This window comes from Solibacillus sp. FSL R5-0691, assembly GCF_037974225.1.
Taxonomy (GTDB): domain Bacteria; phylum Bacillota; class Bacilli; order Bacillales_A; family Planococcaceae; genus Solibacillus.
Genome location: NZ_CP150231.1, coordinates 2,654,124 through 2,675,769, shown reverse-complemented (window position 1 = coordinate 2,675,769; position 21,646 = coordinate 2,654,124). Strand labels below are relative to the sequence as shown.

Here is a 21,646-nt window from a genome sequence, read left to right as displayed (position 1 = left end):
TAACCAATTGAACCAACATTAATTCCTATAAATAAAAAGAGCACTAGCAAATGCTAATGCTCTTTCGGCTCGATTTTAACAAAGCTTAATACTTTGCGGTTGTCATCATACTTAAAAGTCCGGATATGACTTTCCCGATTTCGTCCGCCGTTATCGTGGATTGTTAAATAAAGCTCGTTATTTTTAATTTCGTAGCCAATTAAAGGCACCCAGTGATATTTATAAAGAGGGTTGTAATTGGTCAGAAATTGCCCGGTAAAATACACATCAAACTTCATCGCAACCGGATTTCCTAAGCGTAATTGCTCAATCGCCTGAGTCAGTGTACATTCTTCGATACACCAGTCATCTCCGAGTAATCGACGTAAGTTTCTGATCATCCGCCATTTAAAAAGGCCAATTTTTGTGCCGCCTAAAAATTGATAAAGTTCATTTACATCCTTTGAGCGGATTGTTTCATCTTCGCATAAGTAATTCAAAATAACGTGTGCAGTCGTAGGGCCGCATGCAGAGTTTTGATATTCAGGCCGGATGTCCGAACTATATTGTGACCTGCCATTTACATTTAATAATACTCGCATACTCAAAACCTCCAAATTGTTATAAAGTAGTTTAATACCCAAATTTATAAAATTTAATCATGAAAGTTGAAACTAAAGATAAAACAGCTCCGTCTAACGGTTAGCAATTAAAACAAAGGGGGGAAGAAAATGGAGCTTGAAGTGTTTATAAGAACACATGGCGAAGAATTGCTTCGACTTTCCTATACATATGTGAAAAACAAAGAAATGGCAGAAGATATTGTACAGGACGTGCTGTTAAAAGCTTATGAGCAGCGTGGGCAATTTCGTGGCGATGCGAGTTACCGAACGTATTTATACCGAATGACGATCAATCGTAGTTATGATTATTTACGCAGCTGGAGCTACAAAAATACCATTTTAACGAATAAAATTCAGGAAATTTTTAAAGGAACCAAATCTGCAGAACAGCATGTACTGGAACGGAGCGAAAATCTATTGCTTGGAAATGCAGTTCTTGAGCTGCCGATTAAATACCGTGAAATTATCATTCTCTATTATTATAAGGAACTGAAAATCGATGAAATCGCGCACTTACTATCAATTTCGGACAATACCGTGAAAACTAGGCTGAGGCGTGGACGCGAGAAATTAAAAGAACAATTAAAAGGTGGTGAATGGCATGACAAATTCCCGAGTGAAGCAAGCAATTGATGAAACAATCGGCAGAGAACCGCTTATGGATGAAGCATTTGTACAAAAGATTCTGGATGGGAAACAGCATCGTAAAAAGCGGTTGCCCTTCATGCAACCTGCCATCGTATTACTAATTCTTTTTGCTGTTTGTGGAATGCTTTACTTTATGCCGCAATCGGATAAACAGTTGGCGGTCGATATTGAAGAACAGTATTTGACAGATGAAGAAGAACAGCTCGTTAAAAATTACTATAGTGCCATTTTAAATAAAAATAAAAAATCATTGGAAGAATTAACGTCAATTCCATTCGATCAAGCAGTCGAACGCTATTCAAAATTCGACTTGAAGCAGCCGCTGCAAGTTTTAAAGAAAATTGATAGTAAAGAGTTTGTAATTGTCTATGTCAAGTTACATTCAAATGGCACCGATTTCTTAGATAGGATAGAACTTATTGATTCGACGGGAAAGGTGGACCTTGACGTAGAGCAACCCCTGTTCCAGTATGAATCCGATATTACATTACCGAAATTTATTACGCTTGACTACAAAGTAGCACCTACTGCTCCGCTTATGCAAAATGTAGATTTTGATAAAGAAAAAGTGCATACTCGGCAATTAAACGGATATACACTCTATCTCGTCCCAAGAAAAGGGGGGGTGCAGCATGTACTTGAAATAGATGATGGTCAGTATATTGACTTGAATATCACTTCAGACATGACTGTTTATACAATTGCTGGAAATAAAGATACGACTTATTTTGTTAATGATGAAACAAAAGAAGCAACATTCTTGTTTCGAAATAAATTTGGTGACTACCAAATGATTACAGGTCAAGTTCAGGACGGGGGGGGTTCGACATACAATACGGATTTTCATGAGAACCCGGTAGCTCTTTTTGTTGGCGATAAACCGAAAATTATTACAATTGATCAAGGTCAGCTAATGTATGCAGATGTTTTCGAATATGTAAAGTTTGTGAATCCGAACGAATTCTACAGTACAGAATCGGCTGGTCCAAATTTACTTGTAAAATATACTGATGATTATCAACAAGTTTCCACATATTATGAATTTATCGCTATAGATGAACTACAGGACAGCCGGACAGTTAATATGTATGAAACAAAACCAGAACATTTAAAGGATGTAATGGTGCAAAATCGTTATAAATACAATATTCAATATGTATTTGATAATGGAACACTTCATTATAAGGATGATACCCGTATTTATATTGAAAAGCCTAAATCAAAAGATGAAAAACCTTATTCAGGAGAATTAATCGAAAAAACGTATACAAATATCCAAATAGAAACTAAAGGCAATCAATACTTCATTACAGGAGATAACGGATTTAGCTGGACCTTGACACGGACTGCTCCTCGTATCCTTGTAGATGAGAAAGGTATTGAATATACTATACCGATTGCTTTTGAGGATATACCTAAAACTAGTGATATTCTGCTGGAAGATGAAATTCAATCGCTGGGAATTTATAAAATCGGCGGTCTTGGGACATATGCCTATACTTTAGATGAAGATTTAGAAGAGGTAAATGAATTATTCAATCAGGCAACCGTGAATGAAGAGTCCATTCGTTTAGGCATACCTGAGTACATGATTGATATCGAATATGAAAATGGAAATAGAGAAAGCCTGGAGCTAATGTTCAGTGAAAGCAATGATGCAAGCTATGTAAAAAAACATGATATAGTAAATAATACTTTAACTTTATTCAAAATTCCAAAAGCACTGGCCGATCATTTCAGTCATTTAGCCGAGAAGATAAAAGAAATCAATAAAGCCAAATAAAAACAAAAACTACCTCAAGCTATTGGGGTAGTTTTCGTCTGTTTATATTTAGCTGCATAAACCAACTGATTTGTTTTCGTATTGGGCATCATTCAATGCTTTCACCATAAAGTGAGCTACGCTGGCTCTTGGAATCGAGCTTGAACCTTTCGGAACCGTATCGACTGCTTCTTTATAATCGGTTTTTAATGGTTCATCTTTTAAGCCCATTGGGCGTGCGATTGTGTACGTAATGTCTTTTGTTTTGTAATAGTTAAGCGCTGCACGGTGATCGGCTAATGGATTTGCGAGCATTTTCATCATCAATTTTCCCATCACACCTGGAATTTCTCCGTCTACACCAGCTGAAGCACAGTAAACTAAACGTTTTACGCCTGCTTTTTCCATACCATCTGCAATGTTTTTACCCATCGTCTCAAGTTCATTGGATTTTTTTACCCCTGTACTAGAACCTAAACATGAAATGACTGCATCATGTCCGAAGACCGCATCAGCCACTTGGTCCGCGTTAAATGCATCGCCTTGAATAATCGTTACATTTTTTGTTTTTAATTTTTCAGGTGTACGTACAAATGCGGTAACTGTATGACCAGCTGTAACAGCCATTTCAACAAAATGCTGCCCAACGCCACCAGTCGCCCCGAATACAATAATTTTCATAATTAATGGCCTCCTTTTAGTGCTGTTTTTTGTATTTTAATACCTTTCCACATAAAAGTAAGGAGAATAGTGAAAATTAATATGATTAAACCTGCGATAAACGGGTATAGGATATCGATGTCATATAATGCGCCTGCAAGAAGAGGGCCCATAATATTACCGATGCTCATATAGGCATTGTTCATACCCATTGCAAATCCTTGCTCATTACCCGCCATTTTTGAAATTAATGTCGTCAAGACAGGACGTAAAATGGATGTCGCTAAGAATATTAATAATGAAATCGCAAAGAACATTGTGTAGCTTCCTGCGATAATCGATAGGAAGAAGCCGGAAGCGGTAACGATTAAAAATAATTTTAATACATTTACTTCACCGATTGCTTTTACAAGGCGATCCACTACAAATAATTGCATAATTACACCGACTAATCCTGTTGATGTTACCATGAAGGCAATTTCCTGTGGTGTTGCGCCAAATTTATCATCTACATAAAGCCCTAGAACCGTTTCATAAGACATTAAACCGAAGCTCATGATCAGTGTAATGATGAGTGGAATAAAGAACGGCTTTTTAACGGATAAAATAATATCCTTTACCATTGATGTATTTTCGCCTTGTGGAATTTCGACTTTCTCTTCCTGGCTCTCCGCCAATGTAAAGTAAGAAACGACAAACGCAACAAGTCCGACTACTGCCGAAACAAGTAACGGTGTTTTAAGTCCGAAATCCGCTAAAAAACCTCCAATACCTGGTCCGATTACAATACCAAGTGACATCGAGGCTGAAATAAAACTATTTCCTTTTGCACGCTGTTCCATTGTTGTAATATCTGCTACATATGCGAAAATCGCAGGAATCAAGAATGCACAGCCGATTCCGCCGATAGCACGTGATAAGTAAAGCAGCCATATTGAATCAGCAAAGTAGAAAAGAAACATCGAAATAGCTAGCGTAAGTAGTCCGATATTAATGAGCGGGCGACGACCATACTTATCCGTCCATTTCCCCCCGATAGGTGATACTAAAAATTGTGCGAATGCAAAAATCGCAATGATTAATCCTGCAGCTGTTCCGCCTTGCCCAATTTCTTTTAAATAGGCAGGGATAATTGGAATGATAATCCCGAAACTCCCAACAGCAATAAACATGTTAAGCATAAGTAAAGCGAGCTTTTTTCGTTGATCTGACGTCATAAATTTTCCTTTCTTACAATAAAATTTCACGTAATCCATTGTAATTAAAAAACCGGATTATGACTAGCGCTTTAACTTATAAAAATAAACAAAATAAATCCAAAAGCGGTAAACTTTTGGATTCATTCGTAATTACATATTATGCTTGTGCGTTTAAGAATTCTTCTACTTGTGCAGGTGATTTTGCATTAGCACTATGTAAGTGTGCTAATTTCTCACCATTTTTGAAGATTAGTAATGATGGAATACCCATTACTTGATACTTCTCCGCTAAATCCGGGAAGTTATCACGGTTGATTGAGTACCAGTCATATTGATTGTACTCTTCAATAATTGGATCGATAAACATATCCATACGTGTGCAGTCCGGGCACCAGCCAGCGAAGAATTTTACGATTACTGGTTTTTCATTGCTTGTTAGTTCTGTGAATTGTTCAATTGTTGTAATTTCTTGCATATTAATCACGCTCCTTATGCCCATTGTACACGATTAGAACAGCTTACGAAAAGTAATTTAGCTTAATATATGTACCTTCTAGCAATAAAAATATAAGAATAATAAATTTATTTAAAATTGCGAGAAAATTATTGCTTAAATTGTCAAAATAATCTACACTAAGAACAGAAAAGCTGTTTGAAGTTTTTTTTTGATTTCAAAATGAATGACTGTTCATTCAAGGGAGAAGGGGGAAGTGCTCGTGTCTTACAAAATTGAAAAAGTAGCGGTTTTAGGTTCAGGGGTAATGGGTTCAGGGATTGCAGCACATTTGGCGAATATCGGGATTCCTACATTGTTATTGGATATCGCTCCTAGCGAATTAACAAAGGAAGAAGAAGCTAAGGGGTTAACACTTGATTCAAAACCTGTGAAAAACCGTTTTGCAGTTTCGGCAATGCAAAAATTACTAAAGCAAAAACCAGCACCACTTTCATCGAAAAAAAATCTAGCATTAATTACACCAGGTAACTTTGATGATGATTTAGAAAAGCTGAAAGATGTTGACTGGATTATTGAAGTAATTGTAGAAAGATTAGAAATTAAAAAAGGCTTATTTGAAAAGATTGATGCTGTACGTAAACCAGGCACAATCGTTTCATCAAATACATCAGGGGTTAGCATTAATGCAATGGCGGAAGGGCGTTCAGAAGATTTCCAGGCTCATTTCCTTGGAACACATTTCTTCAACCCGCCACGCTATTTAAAATTACTTGAGATCATTCCGGCTAACACGACAAAACCGGAAGTTGTAAGTTTCATGCAAACATTCGGTGAGGATGTATTAGGTAAAGGTGTTGTTATCGCAAAAGACACACCGAACTTTATCGCGAACCGAATCGGAACATACGGCTTGATCGTAACAATGAACGAAATGATTGCACGTAACTATACAGTAGGCGAAGTAGATTCAGTAACAGGTCCACTAATCGGCCGTCCGAAATCTGCAACATTCCGTACATTGGACGTTGTTGGTCTTGATACTTTTGCACATGTTGCAACAAATGTATATGATCAGACAACAGGTGAAGAACAGGCAGTATTTGAAGAATCACCTATTTTAAAGAAAATGATCTCAAATGGCTGGATCGGTGCAAAATCGGGCCAAGGTTTCTTCAAAAAAGTAGGAAAAGAAATTCTGCAATTGAATTTATCGACATTTGAATATGAACCGACTACTAAACTAGTTGCTCCGTCACTAGAAATGGCAAAACAAGCGAAAGGTCCAGGAGGTAAATTAAAAGTTTTAATTTATGCTAATGACCGCGTAGGGGAACTATTATGGAATTCATTCGCACCGACATTAATTTACTCTGGAAAATTAGTAGGTGAAATTGCAGACGATATCGTTGCAATCGACAATGCGATGAAATGGGGCTTCGGCTGGGCTCAAGGTCCATTCGAAATGTGGGATGCAATCGGCGTAGAAAAATCAGTCGCTAAAATGAAAGAAGAAGGCCGTGAAATTCCCGAATTCGTTACTGGCTTATTAGAAAAGGGTCTGAAAACATTCTATTCGGAAATCGATGGCGATCTAGCTTACTACAACGGTTCAGAATACGTAAAAGTACCGGTGAACGAAAAAGCAATCGACTTAAGACGCTACAAGAAGAAACACGGTGTGATCAAATCAAATTCAGGTGCAAGCCTAATCGATTTAGGTGATGGAATCGCATTACTTGAATTCCACTCAAAATCAAATGCAATCGGTTTAGACATTGTTCAAATGATCAACTATGCGATTGATGAAGTGGAGAAAAACTTTAAAGGTCTCGTAATCGGGAACCAAGGTAAAAACTTCTGTGTCGGTGCAAACCTTGCCATGATTTTAATGGAAGCACAAGATGATAACATTTTCGAACTGGACTTTGTTATTAAGTCATTCCAGCAGGCAATGCGTCGTATTAAATATTCTACAAAACCGGTTGTTGCGGCACCATTCCAAATGGCGTTAGGCGGTGGAGCGGAAGTATGTTTACCGGCTGCACATATTCAAGCATCGGCTGAAACATATATGGGTCTTGTAGAAGTAGGTGTCGGCTTAATCCCAGGAGGCGGCGGTAACTTAGGTCTTTACCAAAAGTTCATCAAAGGCTTGCCAAATGGCGTAGATGTAGACTACCAGCAAATCGCGAACAAAGTATTCGAAACAATTGCAATGGCAAAAGTTTCGACTTCAGGTGAAGAAGCGCGTGAAAATAACTTCCTGGACTTTGCAGACGGTATTTCAGTAAATCCGGATCACTTAATCTATGATGCAAAACAAGCAGCACTTGCACTTGCAGAAGCAGGCTATACACCACCAGTGAAAAAGCCGGTGAAAGTAGTAGGCGCACCAGGTTATGCAACATTATTGTTAGGTGCTCAAGGAATGTTCGATTCAGGTTATATTACAGAGCATGATTTGAAAATCGCGAAGAAACTTGCATATGTAATCGCGGGCGGTAAAGTACCATACGGAACAGAAGTTTCTGAAGAGTACTTATTAAACCTGGAAAAACAAGCATTCTTAGAACTGGTTGCAGACCAAAAATCACAAATGCGTATGCAGCACATGCTTGTAAAAGGAAAGCCATTACGTAACTAAAAATGATTGATGAGTAAGGCATTTTAAATACACATTTAGTTGATTGGAATGTAGGCGACGACTCCTGGGGAAAGCGTTCGCCGAAATGGAAATCAACGGGTATGTCTAGAATATTTTGCCGGCAACTAGCTTACGAGTTTACTTGCTGGCTAATCACAAGGGGGAAACATCATTATGCGTGAAGCCGTTATCGTTGCAGGAGCACGAACACCAATCGGACGTGCGAAAAAAGGATCACTTGCGAACACTCGTCCAGATGATTTTGGTGCAGTAGTAGTAAAAGAAGCATTAAAGCGCGCGGGCTATGAAGGTCCGGTTGATGATTTAATTATGGGATGTGCAATGCCAGAAGCAGAACAAGGGATGAACGTTGCCCGCTTAGTTGGGGCATTGGCAGGGTTACCGGATGAAACACCGGCATTAACAGTGAACCGTTTCTGTTCATCAGGGCTACAAACAATTGCCTATGCTGCAGAGCGTATTATGCTTGGCCATGCAAAAGCAATCGTTGCAGGTGGTACAGAATCGATGAGTATGATTCCGATGACTGGTAATACAGTTCGTCTAAACCCGAAAATTGCTGAAGATGCACCACAATACTATATCGGTATGGGTCACACAGCTGAAGAGGTAGCAAATCGTTACAATGTAACACGTGAAGAGCAGGATGCATTTGCAGTACGTTCACACGAGTTAGCTGAAAAAGCGATTAAAGAAGGCAAATTCAAAGACGAAATCGTTCCGGTTGAAGTGACGGAATATTATGTCGATGAAAACAACCAGTTAAAAGAAAAAGTGACGATCTTTGATACAGATGAAGGGGTTCGTCCAGGTACATCGGTAGAAACGTTGGCAAAATTACGTCCAGCATTCAATGTTAAAGGTTCCGTAACAGCAGGGAATGCTTCTCAAACTTCGGACGGTGCAGCAGCAGTACTAGTAATGGACCGTGAAGAAGCAGAGAAACAAGGCATGCAGCCACTAGCGAAATTCCTAGGATTTGCTGTCGGCGGAGTTCCACCGGAAGTAATGGGTATCGGACCAATCGTAGCAGTACCGAAAGCACTTGAAATTGCAGGGATTACACAAGATCAAGTAGACCTATGGGAAATTAACGAAGCATTCGCATCACAATCCATTCAAGTAGTTCGTGAACTAGGTATTGATATGGAGAAAGTGAATGTTAACGGAGGGGCAATCGCATTAGGTCACCCACTTGGTGCAACAGGTGCAATTCTTACAGTGAAGCTGATCAATGAATTAAAACGCCGCGGCGGTAAATACGGTGTCGTAACAATGTGTATCGGCGGCGGAATGGGCGCAGCAGGGGTATTTGAAGTTCTTTAATTGTCTGGGGAAATAAATACAATAAAAATCACAAAGGAAACTAGGGAGGAATTTATAATGGCACAAACAACAAACAGCATTATTAAGGGCGGCGGCTTTTTAATCGAGGACGTGGATATTAACCGAGTAATTACACCGGAAGATTTCACAGACGAGCAAAAAATGATTGCTCAAACAACACAGGAATACGTAACAAGCGAAGTATTACCAGTAGTTGAAAACTTAGAGCACCATGAGTTCGATCACTCTGTACGTCTATTAAAAACAGCAGGGGATTTAGGTTTATTAGCAGCTGACGTTCCTGAAGAATACGAAGGCTTAGGCTTAGATAAAATTTCTTCTGCATTAATCGCAGAAAAAATGTCACCGGCTGGCGGTTTCTCAATCACGCACGGTGCCCATGTAGGGATCGGTTCATTACCAATCGTATTATTCGGTAACCATGAGCAAAAAACGAAGTACCTACCGAAGTTGGCTTCAGGCGCTTTAATCGCAGCATATGCATTAACAGAGCCAGGTTCAGGTTCGGATGCATTAGGTGCTAAAACAACTGCTAAGTTAAATGAAGCAGGAACACATTACGTATTAAATGGTGAAAAACAATGGATTACAAATGCAGGCTTTGCAGATGTATTCGTTGTATACGCGAAAATCGATGGCGATAAATTTACAGCATTCATCGTTGAGCGTTCATTCCCAGGTGTTTCTGTAGGTCCTGAAGAGAAGAAAATGGGGATTAAATCATCTTCAACTCGTACATTAATTTTGGAAGACGCAGAAGTACCTGTAGAAAACTTACTAGGTGAAGTAGGCCGCGGTCATATTATCGCGTTCAACATTTTAAATATCGGACGTTATAAATTAGGAGTAGGTACTGTAGGTGCATCTAAACGTGCATTTGAATTAGCAGTTGCTTATACAAACCAACGTCAGCAATTCAAAACAAAATTATCGGACTTCAACTTAACAAAAGAAAAGATCGCATCAATGGCTTCTCACATTTATGCATCTGAATCGTTAAACTACCGTACAGTTGGTTACTTCGAAGACCGCTTAAGCCAGTTATCTGACGAAGAGCAAAAAGACGGCAAATCAATTGCAGCAGCAATCGCTGAATATGCAATTGAGTGCTCAATCGCAAAAGTATTCGGTTCTGAAACATTGGATTTCGTAGCGGATGAAGCGGTTCAGTTACACGGTGGTTACGGCTTTATGGCGGAGTACGAAGTAGAACGCATCTACCGCGACTCTCGTATTAACCGTATTTTTGAAGGTACAAACGAAATTAACCGTATGATCGTACCAGGCACATTCATGAAAAAAGCATTAAAAGGTGAGTTACCACTATTACAAGTAGCACAAGAACTTCAAAACGAGCTATTAATGCTTATGCCTGAAGAAATCGGTCAAGGTGCATTAGAGCAAGAGAAATACTTAGTGAAAAATGCTAAGAAGATCGCAGTACTTGCAGCAGGTGCAGCAGCACAACGCTACGGTGCAAAACTGGATGCAGAGCAAGAGCTGTTAGTTAATATCGCAAACATTGCAAACCAATTATACGCAATGGAATCTGCAGTAATCCGTACACAAAAAGCTATCGAGCGTGACGGTGAAGAAAAAGCGGCACAAAAAATTCTTTACACTCAAATTTTCTGTCAGGAAGCATTTGCAGAAATCGAAAAAGAAGCAAAAGAAACATTAATCGCTTCAGTTGAAGGTGACGATGCACGTATGATTTTATCAGCATTACGTAAATTAACACGCAACAACCCTTACAACTTAATTCCGAAAAAACGTGAAGCTGCAGCGAAACTTATCGAAGCAGAAAAATATGTAGTTTAATAAAGACTGTCATCGGGTGCATGAAAGTGCACCCGATTTTTCTATCGTTTTCTAATAAATCGTAAAATGTTCCAATATAATTTCAAAAGTTCTAATATATCTTGGAACTTCTAATATAAGTACTATATCTTCTAATATGTCACGCAAAGGTTCAAATAAGTGAAACCGTTCTTCTAATATAAGTCCGGCATATTCTAATATTTTCATACATCTTCTAATAAAAACCGCTCCGATCATGCGTACACATTTTTGATTTGTCCATCTATATCCGTTACAATATAGGAAAATCCAGGGCAAAAAGGAGTACTTACATGACAGTAAAATTCATCCAATATCCAAAATGTACAACTTGTAAAAAAGCGCAAAAATGGCTAGATGAGCAAGGTGTGGACTATGAAAATATTCATATTGTAGAACAAACACCATCGAAAGAAGAACTTAAAGCCATTTATGAAGCAAGCGGTGTACCGTTGAAGAAATTCTTTAATACTTCAGGCATGAAATATCGTGAGTTAGGCCTAAAAGATAAACTACCGACAATGTCCGAAGATGAGCAATTAGAGCTATTAGCATCGGATGGTATGTTAATTAAGCGACCGATCGTTACAGATGGAAAAAAATTAACTTTAGGATTTAAGGAGTCTGACTTCTTAGAAACTTGGAAATAAACAGTTATTCACATTGTATTTCCGAACGAACTATGGCAAAATGAACTTGAATGTACTACATATAACATGGAGGTTTTCAAATGAGCACACCAAAAGAATTACGTTATTCAAAAGAGCATGAGTGGGTAAAAATTGAAGACGGTAAAGCGACAATCGGTATTACGGATTTCGCACAATCTGAATTAGGCGATATCGTATTCGTAGAGTTACCTGAAGTAGGCGATGAAATTTCAAAGGATCAGCCTTTCGGTAGTGTAGAATCTGTAAAAACAGTTTCTGAACTATATGCACCAATTTCTGGTAAAGTTGTTGCAATCAACGAAGAATTACTGGACAATCCTGAATATGTAAATGAATCACCATACGGTAATGCATGGATGGTTACTGTTGAGTTAACAAGTGAAGCAGAAGTTGAAGAATTATTAGACGCAGACGCTTACACTGCATTAATTAAACAATAAGATTAAACAATAAGACCAAACACTAAAGCCTTCTAATTAAAGGTTTTAGTGTTTTTTTGTTATTCTATATATAAAGGTGATGGATGAAAGGAAGCGTGTACTATGGGAAAATGCATCGTTGTTGAAGGACGTGCCGATAAACTGAGAATACTTCCGATATTAGCGGAAGACGTGACGATACTTTGCACGAATGGCACAATAAGTGAAGTCAATTTGATTGATTTATTGGTTGAATATGAGCAAGATGAAATTACGACTATGTTTGATGCAGATAAAAACGGTGAAAAGTTACGTAAACTGATGAACCGTGCATATCCCGAAGCGACACAGCTTATCATACCTCACGAATATGTGGAAGTAGAAAAAACACCTACTAAAATCTTAAGGGATATGTTACTACAAGCAAAATTTATAGTAAACGAAGGATGACAGTATAATGGAACAATGGACGAAACAGCAGTGGGAACAGAACGTACAACAGCATGATCAGACAGCGTTTTTCTTATATACGCCGATGTGCGGCACATGTGAAGTATCGGAAAAAATGTTGGATGTAATTGAGAAATTACTCCCAGATCTCCCGCTTGGTATGGCAAATATCAATTATTTAGGAGATTTACCATATGAATTGAAAATTGAAAGTGTACCTTGTTTAATCGTTTCAGACAAGGGAGAACTAACGAATAAAATTTACGCATTTAAATCCGTACCGTTTCTGTATGAAATATTAAAAAAGTAATTGACGAAGTCTCTTTATCGTGATAAAGTAACATTCATAATAATAAAACTTAATAACGTTACTCTTATAAAGAGAGGTGGAGGGAAGTGCCCTATGAAACCCGGCAACCAGCGTTTACGCAAAGGTGCCAATTCACACAAAGTTTAAACTTTGAAAGATGAGAGAACGGTTTACCGTATAAATGTATGTGAAACCTTTCTACTTGTCATGGTAGAAAGGTTTTTTTCATTCAACGGATGTTTTGGATGAAAAATGAACATGATTTTGAAATAGCAGGAAGGTTATTTCAATTTAGAAGGAGTACAACCGATGATTGATATACAAAATATTACTAAAGTATATAACACGAAAAACGGTAAACTTACAGCGGTTGATAATGTAAGCTTATCGATTAACAAGGGAGAAATATACGGTATTATCGGCTACAGTGGTGCCGGCAAAAGTACAATGATCCGCCTGCTGAACGGTTTGGAAAAGCCGACAACAGGTTCTGTCATTGTAGGTGGCCAGGATATCGCGAAAGCTTCCGGGGCAAAATTACGAGAAGCACGCCAAAAAATCAGTATGATATTCCAGCATTTCAACCTGCTTTGGTCACGTACCGTTGAAGAAAACATCGCATTTCCACTTGAAATTGCGGGTGTTTCAAAAGCTGATCGTGAAAAGCGAGTAGAAGAGCTGATTGAACTCGTTGGATTAAAAGGAAGAGGGAAAGCGTTTCCTTCTCAATTGTCAGGTGGGCAAAAGCAGCGTGTAGGCATTGCCCGAGCGTTGGCAAACAATCCGGAAGTGCTTTTATGTGATGAAGCGACATCAGCGCTTGATCCGGAAACAACGGATTCGATTTTGGAACTACTGCTCGATATTAATAAAAACATCGGACTTACAATTGTACTCATTACACATGAAATGCATGTTATCCGCAAAATCTGTAACAGAGTAGCAGTGATGGAAGCCGGAAAAGTAGTGGAACAGGGCGATGTATTGCAAGTGTTCCAGCATCCTCAAGCACCCATTACAAAAAACTTCGTATCACAGGCTTCTGGTGAAACACCGGAAACACAAGCGTCACTGGAACAAATTTTTGCCAACTATCCAGGAGGCAAAATCGCCAAATTAATATTTGCCGGTGCTACAACAGAACAGCCTGTCATCTCGCAAATGATCAAGCAGTTTGACGTAGTTGTAAATATTGTGCATGGTAAAATCTCGAATACAACGGGCGGTTCGTTTGGTACATTGTTTATTCATATCAATGGCGAACCAAATGCAGTCGCGGAAGCATTGAGCTTTTTAGCGAAGCAAGAAATTCAAACGGAGGTGATTGAGCATGTTTAATCAATTATTTCCGAACGTCGACTGGGGTAAAATGCTCGACGCAACATATGAAACCATTTATATGACGGCTGTTGCGACAGTCATTACATTTATACTCGGCATTCTGATTGGGATTGTCCTATTTTTAACGAGCGACAATCAATTATGGGCTAATAAAATTGTGCACTTTTTAACAGGATCACTCGTAAATATTTTCCGGTCGATTCCATTTATCGTCTTAATCATTTTATTAATTCCGTTCACAAAGTTTTTACTTGGAACAATCCGTGGCGCCAATGCAGCATTACCTGCGCTAATTATCGGTGCAGCACCGTTTTATGCACGCATGGTATTAATAGCGTTACGAGAAATTGATAAGGGTGTTATTGAAGCAGCCCGCTCAATGGGAGCGAAAACTTCTACGATTATTTGTAAAGTATTGATTCCGGAAAGTTTACCGGCATTAATTTCAGGTATTACAGTTACTGCTGTCGCTTTAGTAGGGTATACAGCAATGGCCGGCATTATCGGTGCCGGTGGTTTAGGTAACCTGGCATTCCTGGATGGTTTCCAGCGTAACCGAACAGATGTAACCTTAATGGCAACAGTTTTAATTTTAGTTGTCGTATTCATCATCCAGTATATTGGGGATTTCATTACAGCAAGAGTGGACAAACGATAGTTAGTGGCTTTTAAGGCCGTAATTATAAATATTGGTGCATCGAAACAATACAGGCGCAAACTTTGAATAAGTGCGCGTCTGTAAGGTTAAAAATCAGAATATATAGAAGGTTTCGATAAACTGAACAAAAAATAAAAAAGGGTAGGTAAAACAGATGAAAAAGTTATTATCAAGCGTTATTTTAGGAGCTTCAGTACTTGCTTTAGCAGCATGTGGAGGAGAAGATGAAAAATTAGTTGTTGGTGCTTCAAATACACCACACGCAGTTATCCTTGAAAAAGTTAAACCAATTTTAGAAGAGCAAGGTATTGAGCTTGAAATCGAGACATATACAGACTATGTACTTCCAAACCAAGATTTAGATAACGGTGATCTGGATGCAAACTACTTCCAGCATATTCCATACTTCGAAGCGCAAAAAGCAGATTTCGATTATGATTTTGCAAATGCTGGCGGTATTCATATCGAACCAATCGGTGTTTACTCTAAAAAATATTCATCTTTAGAAGAGCTTCCTGAAGGTGCAACAATTTTACTTTCTAATTCAGTAGCAGACCACGGTCGTATGCTTTCATTACTTGAAGCACAAGGTTTAATCACATTAGCAGAAGGTATCGATAAAACAAAAGCAGAAGTAAAAGACATTGTAGATAATCCGAAAAACTTCGTATTCGATGCAAACACTGCAGCTGAATTATTAGTTCAAATGTACGAAAATGAAGAAGGCGATGCGGTATTGATCAACTCAAACTTTGCAATCGACAACGGCATTAACCCATTGGAAGATTCAATCGCAATCGAGTCTAGTGAATCACCATATGTGAACATTATTGCAGTGAAATCCGGTGATGAAGATTCAAAAGAAATTAAAGCATTAGTAGAAGCACTACGCTCTAAAGAAGTTCAGGACTTTATCGTTGAAGAGTGGGGCGGCTCTGTAGTACCTGTTTCAGGCGAATAAAATAGAAATAATAAAAAAACCATTTTCTCTCTTTCGGGGAGAAAATGGTTTTTTTCTGGACTTAAAATGAATAAGGGATTTCTCCTTATCTATCTGTCCCAGTCTATTATTGGAAACGTGTTAACCGTGAATAAAAATTGGATATAAATTTAACGAATACTTCTTCGGATGGTGCAAGATCCCTTGATGTTGGTGCAATGATCCCAACTGTGCGTCTTATATTGGGCGTAGCGATGGGCACTTTTACAGTCATGCGCGGTGTTGAATCGTAAAGTGAACTTTCCGGTAAAAGTGTTACACCGATTCCTGCTGCCACAAGCCCTTTTAAAGCATCCATATCTTCTCCCTCGGAAGTAATATTTGGCATGAAGCCTACAGAGCGGCATGCATCAACAGCCACTTTATTTAAAATATAGCCTTCCGGAAAAAGTACAAATTGGTCATTACGCAAATCGACAAGATTAATCGACTCTCTTTTTGCCAGTGAATGTGTTGCGGGCAACAGAGCATGGATATTTTCGCTGAACAGCACGGTTGTATTGATTGCTTCGTCCTTTGGTGGCAATGGTCCAAGCAAAGCTAAATTCAGCTCGCGATTTTTGACTGCATCAATCAAATACTTATAAGAGCCCTGACGCAAATGGAAAGAAATTTCCGGATATTCTTTTTTAAACGCGGAAATGACAGTCGGCAATACATAGCTTGCCAAACTTGTAGGGAAACCAATTTTAATTGTCCCTTTTGCCGGATCTAAATATTCTTCCACCTGCTTTGCAGCAAAATCAATTCCCTTGAGTGCGGTAATACAATGTTCTAAAAAAATCTTCCCAACCGGCGTTAACTTTACGTTACGCCCAATTCGTTCAAAAAGCGGTGTGCCGAGTTCTTCTTCCAAGTTGGCAATTTGCCTGCTGATTGCAGACTGGGCAACGTGTAGATGCTCTGCCGCTTCTGAAATATGCTCTCGTTCTGCCACCTCTACAAAGTAACGTAACTGTCTTAATTCCACCATTTCCACCCCATTCATCTAAAAAGTAGATTGTTTATATCCAAACTATATATTGTTTATATTATTTCGAAAACTTTAAAATGTAAATACGGGATTGAAAGAATGAGGGGGAATGAATATGAGTTTTCATCAGTTACCAGAAGCACAAGGGTTATATAATCCTGAATTTGAACATGACGCATGCGGTATCGGCATGTATGCAAATATAAAAGGAATACCTTCACATCAGATTGTAAAAAAAGGATTAGAAATGTTATGTCGCTTAGAACACCGTGCAGGACGCGGCGGGGACGGCAAGACAGGTGATGGGGCAGGGCTGTTAGTTCAAATCCCACATACGTTCTTTCAACAAAACTGTACGGAATTTAATTTACCTGAAATGGGTGAATATGGTGTCGGTCAGATTTTTTTCACAGAAAATGAAGACGAACGCCTAAAAATTGAGCAAAAGATGAATGAATTAATTGAACAGGAAAATCAGCAACTGATCGGCTGGAGAACAGCACCGACAAATAAGGAAAAATTAAGTGAGATTGCTAAATCGACTGCACCGGTTGTTCGCCAAGTATTTATCCGTTCAAACGAAAACGATAATAAGGCATTCGAGCGAAAGTTGTATGTTATCCGCAAACAGCTGGAACATTGGGCAACGGAGCAACAATTCGAATTGTATATTCCTAGTCTTTCAAGTCAGACGATAGTTTTTAAAGGTTTACTTTCACCGGAAGAAGTAAGTGAGTTTTATGTGGATTTACAGGATGAGAGCTTTGTATCCGCATTGGCGCTTGTGCATTCGCGTTACTCGACGAATACATTCCCATCTTGGAAACGGGCCCATCCAAACCGCTACATTATCCACAACGGTGAAATTAACACATTGCGCGGCAATATTAACTGGATGCGTGCACGTGAGCAGCAATTCGTATCTGAAGCGTTTGGGGATGACCTAGAAAAGCTGTTACCGATAATTGATACAACGGGTTCTGATTCATCGATGCTTGATAACGCATTTGAATTTTTTGTATTGGCTGGACGTTCACCTGCAGAAACTGCAATGATGATGATTCCGGAGCCATGGACAGAAAATCCGCGCATTGATGAAGACCGAAAAGCGTTTTATCAATATCATGCAAGCTTAATGGAGCCTTGGGATGGACCGACTGCTATTTGTTTCACGGATGGCAAACAGATCGGGGCAATTTTAGACCGTAACGGTTTGCGTCCGGGAAGACTATATGTGACAAAAGACGATCATGTTATCTTCTCATCTGAGACAGGGGTAGTCGATTACGCTGAGGAAGACATTCTTTATAAAGACCGATTAAGCCCAAGTCGCATGCTGTTAATTGATTTGGAACAAGGGAAAATCATTTCGGATGACGAGCTGAAATCTGCAGCAGCGGCAGAAAAACCGTATGCAGCATGGCTGGAAGAAAATATGATCAAACTTGAAGAGAAGGATGAGCAGTTACCAGAAATTAATGATCTAACTTTACGCCAGAAAATTCACGGTTACACATTTGAAGATATACAAAAGTATATTGTACCTCTTGCAAATGAAGGAAAAGATCCGCTTGGTTCAATGGGGAATGATACACCATTAGCTGTTCTGTCAGATAGACCGCAATCCTTATTTAATTACTTTAAGCAGCTATTTGCACAAGTAACGAACCCGCCGATTGATTCGATTCGTGAACATGTCGTAACATCGACAATGACATTGCTTGGAGCGGAAGGCGATTTATTACAGCCAAATGCACAAAATGCACGTCGCCTCCTGCTGAAAACGCCGGTTTTAACGACTGCAGAATATGAGCAAATCGTAAATAATAATGAAGAACATTTTGAAGTGGCGGAAATCTCGCTAAAATTCACGGAAAATTTAGAAAGTGAACTTAACAGAATCAAAACAGAAGCAGAAGCGGCAATCTTTGGCGGCAAGACAATCATTGTACTGTCTGATTATATGGATGACGCTAAGCAGCTAACAATGCCTGTTCTTCTAGCAGCGAGTACAATCCATCAATATTTAGTACGAATCGGTTTACGTACGAAGGCAAGCATTATCGTTAACAGTGCGGAAGTTCGAGAAGTTCATCATTTTGTTGCACTGATCGGCTTCGGTGTGGATGCGATTCACCCGTACTTAGCATATGCAACGATTGATGAGGCAATTGAAAAAGGTCATTTATCTGTACCGTTTGAAAATGCGGTTCAAAAATTCAGAAAAGGTGCAGCGGACGGTGTTGTAAAAGTAATGTCGAAGATGGGGATTTCTACAGTCCAATCTTACCGCGGTGCCCAAGTATTTGAAGCAGTCGGAATTTCAAAGGAAGTGATTGACGAATACTTCACAGGTACAGCTTCGCAAATTGATGGCATTGACTTACAAACAATCGGTGAAGAAGCGAGACGCCGCCATGAGGAAGCAATGCAGTCGATGTCAGCGCAACTGCAATCAGGTTCAGATTTCCAATGGCGTGCAGACGGAGAGCATCATGCGTTCAATCCGAAAACAATCCATACCCTTCAGTGGGCTACACGTAAAAATGATTTCGGCTTATACCGGATGTATGCGGAAATGGCCAATGAGGAACGAATCGGGTTTTTACGTAATTTATTCGACTTTAAAAAGAATGAACGCAAAATCCCGATGGAAGAAATCGAGTCAGTGGATTCCATCGTGAAACGCTTCAAATCAGGGGCTATGTCGTTTGGTTCGTTATCAAAAGAAGCACACGAAACGTTAGCGGTAGCGATGAACCGCCTAGGCGCACGCTCAAACTCTGGTGAGGGTGGGGAAGATCCGGCTCGTTTTACAATCGAACCGAATGGTGACAACAAGCGCAGTGCAATTAAACAAATTGCTTCAGGACGTTTTGGGGTGAAATCGCATTATTTAGTAAATGCCGATGAGCTGCAGATTAAAATGGCGCAAGGAGCGAAACCGGGCGAAGGCGGTCAGCTGCCAGGCAATAAAGTATATCCATGGGTAGCGGATGTACGCGGTTCTACTCCTGGGGTAGGGTTAATTTCACCGCCGCCGCATCACGATATCTACTCAATCGAGGATATGGCACAATTAATTCACGATTTAAAAAATGCAAACCGTCATGCAAGAATTTCAGTAAAGCTCGTAGCAAAAGCAGGTGTTGGTACAATTGCTGCCGGTGTTGCTAAAGGGGCAGCAGATGTTATCGTCATTTCAGGCTATGACGGAGGTACAGGGGCGTCGCCGAAAACATCAATCAAGCATACTGGCTTACCGTGGGAGCTTGGTTTAGCAGAAGCGCATCAAACATTGATGCTTAACGGATTGCGCGACCGCGTGACACTGGAAACAGACGGTAAGCTCATGACGGGCAAAGATGTTGTAATGGCAGCACTTTTAGGAGCAGAGGAATTTGGCTTTGCGACAGCACCGTTAATCGTTTTAGGCTGTGTTATGATGCGTGCCTGTCATTTGGATACTTGTCCAGTAGGCGTAGCGACACAAAATCCTGAACTTCGTGCTAAATTTATGGGTTCAGCTGATCATGTTGTTAATTATATGCGTTTTGTTGCAGAAGAAATGCGTGAATATATGAGTCTTTTAGGATTCCGTACTGTGGAAGAGATGGTCGGTCGTACAGATGTACTGCAAATTGCTGATCGTACGGCAAAACATTGGAAAGCAAGCCAGCTTGATTTAACGGCATTGCTTCATCAAATCCAAGGAACACGCACGAAGCAGCAACAGCAAAACCATAATATAGAGGAAAGCTTTGATTTACGCGAGTTATTGCCGAAAGTGTCAAAGGCCATTGAGGGCAATGAACGCATCGAATTAAATTATCCGATTAAAAATACAGACCGTGTAATGGGTACGATTATCGGCAGTGAAATTTCCCGCAAGTACGGGGAAGCAGGCTTACCTGATAACACAATTAACTTAACGTTTACAGGTCATGCCGGCCAAAGCTTCGGCGCATTCATCCCAAGAGGCATGTCGATGCGCGTAATCGGGGATGTGAATGATTACTTCGGTAAAGGTTTGTCAGGAGGTAAAGTGACAGCCATTGCACCGATTAAAGGTGATCAAGAGAAAAACGTCATTGCCGGAAATGTTTGTTTATACGGGGCAACAAGCGGTAAAGCCTTTATTAACGGGCGTGCAGGACATCGATTCGGTGTTCGTAATTCAGGTGCTGAAATCGTTGTTGAAGGGATTGGAGATCACGGCTGTGAGTATATGACTGGCGGTAAGATCATTGTATTAGGTGATGTCGGTCAAAACTTTGGTGCCGGAATGTCTGGAGGAATCGGCTATATTCTGCCGAGTGACGAAGAAAAATTCAAAGCACAATGCAATATGGAAATGATCCACTTTGAGAAAATGACAGACAAAGCGGAGATCGAATCCGTTCGTCAGTTAATTATTCAGCATTTGGAAGAAACAGATAGTACCTACGCATTGGATGTATTAGCGAAGTGGGAGCAATTTATTCCGAAGTTCGTCAAAGTTGTGCCAACGGATTATAAGATAATGGTAGATAAAATTAATCAATACACTGCAACTGGGTCTGCAAAAGAAGATGCAGCAATGCAGGCATTTACGGAAGTGACGACTAGTCAGAAGAAGCTTGTAAGCACAAAATAAGAGGGGGTT

General features: G+C 39.6%; 18 protein-coding genes and 1 riboswitch. Of the genes, 13 read left to right on the top strand and 5 right to left on the bottom strand.

Annotated elements, in window-relative coordinates:
- Nucleotides 1–53 precede the first annotated feature (53 nt).
- Nucleotides 54–581 carry a C39 family peptidase gene (locus tag MKY51_RS13530; RefSeq protein WP_339172898.1) on the bottom strand — a complete coding sequence of 176 codons (528 nt, stop codon included), beginning with the start codon at nt 579–581 and terminating at the stop codon, nt 54–56.
- A gap of 129 nt (nt 582–710) precedes the next feature.
- On the opposite strand from MKY51_RS13530, the gene MKY51_RS13525 reads away from it, so the two are divergent.
- Both MKY51_RS13525 and MKY51_RS13520 read left to right on the top strand, forming a co-directional pair.
- Nucleotides 711–1,235: a sigma-70 family RNA polymerase sigma factor gene (locus MKY51_RS13525; protein WP_339172895.1), complete on the top strand. Its 525-nt coding sequence runs from the start codon at nt 711–713 to the stop codon at nt 1,233–1,235.
- Entirely contained in the window at nt 1,204–3,033 is a 1,830-nt protein-coding gene (locus MKY51_RS13520) for a hypothetical protein (RefSeq protein ID WP_339172893.1), read from the top strand. The genes MKY51_RS13525 and MKY51_RS13520 overlap by 32 nt, the downstream gene beginning before the upstream one ends.
- A gap of 48 nt (nt 3,034–3,081) precedes the next feature.
- On the opposite strand, the gene MKY51_RS13515 is transcribed toward MKY51_RS13520, so the two are convergent.
- From MKY51_RS13515 to MKY51_RS13505, 3 genes are all read right to left on the bottom strand, one after another.
- Nucleotides 3,082–3,693, bottom strand: a complete 612-nt coding sequence (locus MKY51_RS13515; protein WP_339172890.1) for an NAD(P)-binding oxidoreductase — start codon at nt 3,691–3,693, stop codon at nt 3,082–3,084.
- Nucleotides 3,694–3,695: 2 nt separating this feature from the next.
- Nucleotides 3,696–4,889 carry an MFS transporter gene (locus MKY51_RS13510; protein ID WP_339172888.1) on the bottom strand — a complete coding sequence of 398 codons (1,194 nt, stop codon included), beginning with the start codon at nt 4,887–4,889 and terminating at the stop codon, nt 3,696–3,698.
- A 139-nt stretch (nt 4,890–5,028) separates the two neighbouring features.
- A complete protein-coding gene (locus MKY51_RS13505; protein WP_339172886.1) occupies nt 5,029–5,346 on the bottom strand; it encodes a thioredoxin family protein in 318 nt (105 codons plus the stop codon).
- 241 nt (nt 5,347–5,587) lie between these two features.
- Between MKY51_RS13505 and MKY51_RS13500 the strand changes: the two genes are divergently transcribed.
- The 10 genes from MKY51_RS13500 (at nt 5,588) to MKY51_RS13455 (ending at nt 15,989) form a co-directional block, all read left to right on the top strand.
- Nucleotides 5,588–7,972 (top strand): 3-hydroxyacyl-CoA dehydrogenase NAD-binding domain-containing protein, encoded by a 2,385-nt coding sequence (locus MKY51_RS13500; RefSeq protein WP_339172883.1) that lies wholly within the window; start codon nt 5,588–5,590, stop codon nt 7,970–7,972.
- A 174-nt stretch (nt 7,973–8,146) separates the two neighbouring features.
- Complete coding sequence (locus tag MKY51_RS13495) at nt 8,147–9,319, top strand: acetyl-CoA C-acetyltransferase (RefSeq protein ID WP_339172880.1); 1,173 nt, start codon at nt 8,147–8,149, stop codon at nt 9,317–9,319.
- A gap of 57 nt (nt 9,320–9,376) precedes the next feature.
- Entirely contained in the window at nt 9,377–11,161 is a 1,785-nt protein-coding gene (locus MKY51_RS13490) for an acyl-CoA dehydrogenase family protein (RefSeq protein WP_339172877.1), read from the top strand.
- Nucleotides 11,162–11,472: 311 nt separating this feature from the next.
- Complete coding sequence (locus MKY51_RS13485; protein WP_251690097.1) at nt 11,473–11,829, top strand: arsenate reductase family protein; 357 nt, start codon at nt 11,473–11,475, stop codon at nt 11,827–11,829.
- A gap of 80 nt (nt 11,830–11,909) precedes the next feature.
- Nucleotides 11,910–12,290: a glycine cleavage system protein GcvH gene (gcvH, locus tag MKY51_RS13480; RefSeq protein ID WP_339172873.1), complete on the top strand. Its 381-nt coding sequence runs from the start codon at nt 11,910–11,912 to the stop codon at nt 12,288–12,290.
- Nucleotides 12,291–12,392: 102 nt separating this feature from the next.
- Nucleotides 12,393–12,719: a toprim domain-containing protein gene (locus MKY51_RS13475; RefSeq protein WP_339172872.1), complete on the top strand. Its 327-nt coding sequence runs from the start codon at nt 12,393–12,395 to the stop codon at nt 12,717–12,719.
- 7 nt (nt 12,720–12,726) lie between these two features.
- Nucleotides 12,727–13,029, top strand: coding sequence for a thioredoxin family protein (locus MKY51_RS13470; RefSeq protein WP_339172869.1), 303 nt, complete (start codon nt 12,727–12,729; stop codon nt 13,027–13,029).
- Between the two features lie 61 nt (nt 13,030–13,090).
- Nucleotides 13,091–13,193, top strand: a riboswitch (SAM riboswitch).
- A gap of 145 nt (nt 13,194–13,338) precedes the next feature.
- A complete protein-coding gene (locus tag MKY51_RS13465; RefSeq protein ID WP_339172866.1) occupies nt 13,339–14,367 on the top strand; it encodes a methionine ABC transporter ATP-binding protein in 1,029 nt (342 codons plus the stop codon).
- Complete coding sequence (locus MKY51_RS13460; RefSeq protein ID WP_339172864.1) at nt 14,360–15,028, top strand: methionine ABC transporter permease; 669 nt, start codon at nt 14,360–14,362, stop codon at nt 15,026–15,028. The genes MKY51_RS13465 and MKY51_RS13460 overlap by 8 nt, the downstream gene beginning before the upstream one ends.
- A gap of 154 nt (nt 15,029–15,182) precedes the next feature.
- Nucleotides 15,183–15,989, top strand: a complete 807-nt coding sequence (locus MKY51_RS13455; protein ID WP_339172861.1) for a MetQ/NlpA family ABC transporter substrate-binding protein — start codon at nt 15,183–15,185, stop codon at nt 15,987–15,989.
- A 106-nt stretch (nt 15,990–16,095) separates the two neighbouring features.
- Here the strand turns inward: MKY51_RS13455 and MKY51_RS13450 are convergent, their stop codons facing one another.
- Complete coding sequence (locus MKY51_RS13450; RefSeq protein WP_339176641.1) at nt 16,096–16,998, bottom strand: LysR family transcriptional regulator; 903 nt, start codon at nt 16,996–16,998, stop codon at nt 16,096–16,098.
- A 118-nt stretch (nt 16,999–17,116) separates the two neighbouring features.
- On the opposite strand from MKY51_RS13450, the gene gltB reads away from it, so the two are divergent.
- A complete protein-coding gene (gene gltB, locus MKY51_RS13445; protein ID WP_339172859.1) occupies nt 17,117–21,637 on the top strand; it encodes a glutamate synthase large subunit in 4,521 nt (1,506 codons plus the stop codon).
- Nucleotides 21,638–21,646 lie beyond the last annotated feature (9 nt).